This window comes from Finegoldia magna (assembly GCF_018371055.1).
GTDB classification, from domain to species: domain Bacteria; phylum Bacillota; class Clostridia; order Tissierellales; family Peptoniphilaceae; genus Finegoldia; species Finegoldia magna_I.
This window is the reverse complement of the sequence record NZ_JAGYZD010000317.1, coordinates 1-1,562: the sequence shown is the minus strand read 5'-3', so window position 1 is coordinate 1,562 and position 1,562 is coordinate 1. Positions and strand designations below refer to the sequence as shown.

Annotated in this window: 1 protein-coding gene; it reads left to right on the top strand. The window is 32.5% G+C overall.

What is annotated here, in order from left to right:
- Positions 1 to 678 precede the first annotated feature (678 nt).
- On the top strand, positions 679 to 1,562 hold an 884-nt coding region (locus tag KHW44_RS09510; RefSeq protein WP_304068859.1), incomplete at its 3' end, for an adenylosuccinate synthase.

Here is a 1,562-nt window from a genome sequence, read left to right as displayed (position 1 = left end):
TTGAACAGAGTGAAAACCAGCGCCTTGAGACGCTGGTTGGTATCACTCGGGCTTATAGCCCATGAACAAACCACCCGTTTTACGGGTGGTCATGATTGACAAATGGTAAATGAAAATTTATCATATAAGTTATAAGAATATTCACTATCAAGAGGGAGAAGAATGAGAAGAATGAAAAGCAAGTACTTATCTGGAATATGCAAATTAATTTATTTAATAACAGTAATTTTAATATTTATAGTTAACAAGAGAAATATTCAATTACCAAAAATCACATTGATTCTTTTAGTGGGAATAAATATGTTTAGCTTTGCCGCAAATATATTTTTATCGGAAATATCAAAAAAGTTAAAAATTGGCATAATTTTGTCTTTGGTAATTTTTTACGTAATTTTCTTAATTTTAATATGATTTAATAGAAAATTGAAATATTCTTGTCGTAACATAGCGAAGTTCTCATTGGATTTTGGCGGAGATTTTGTGAGGACTTTTTTGTTGGTATCAGAATTAGATATAACTTGGTGTATAATATAAATGAAAGAATAATTCAAAATAACAAATTGGATAAATTACGGATTTTACACTATTTTTAAATGTGGGAATATGGTATAATTAGTAGTTGTGATTTGTAGTTAACTTAACAGTTAAATGAATCTAATAATTTGAAAGGAAGTTGTTATGAATAAATTAGCGATAATTGGTGCACAATGGGGAGACGAAGGTAAGGGAAAGGTTGTAAATTACTTTTCCAAATTTAATGATATTATTGTAAGATCTTCTGGTGGTGCCAACGCAGGACATACTATTTATTTTAAAGACAAAAAGTACGTACATCATTTACTACCATCAATAACTTTTGACACAGATTCTAAGGGATTCTTGGCAAAAGGAATGGTAATCGAATTAGAACAAATGATTGAAGAGTTGAAAGTTTTGGAAGCTGATTTCCCAGGAATTTCCAAGAGAATCATGGTCGATGTAGAAACATTTATCGTTCTACCTTACCACAAAGAAGAAGATGGATTGTTGGAATCTATGAGAAAAAATCCTATCGGAACTACAAAAAGAGGTATCGGACCTGCTTATCAAGACAAAGCTGCTAGACAAAACGTTAGAATTATTGATTTGTTTGACGATGAATTGTTAAGAGAACGCGTTGAAGAAATAGTTTATTTGAAAAACAACATCTACGAAGGCAAAATGCACATCGATGTCGACGAAACAGTAAATTATTTGCTTGACAAATTCGACCAATTATTAAAATTGGGCGTTACATTCACATCAGCATCTGAAATCGAAGAAGAAATCAAAAACAAAAAAGTTCTTTTCGAAGGTGCACAAGGAATCATGCTTGACTTAGACTCAGGAACATACCCATACGTTACATCAAGCACAACAACTGCTTACAGCGCATCAGCAGCAGATGTTACATTGACTGATGACGACACAATCATGGGAGTTGTAAAAGCATACACATCAAGAGTTGGAGAAGGTGAATTCCCAACAGAATTGTTCGATGAAGAAGCTGACAAGCTTAGAAAATTAGGCAATGAATTCGGAGC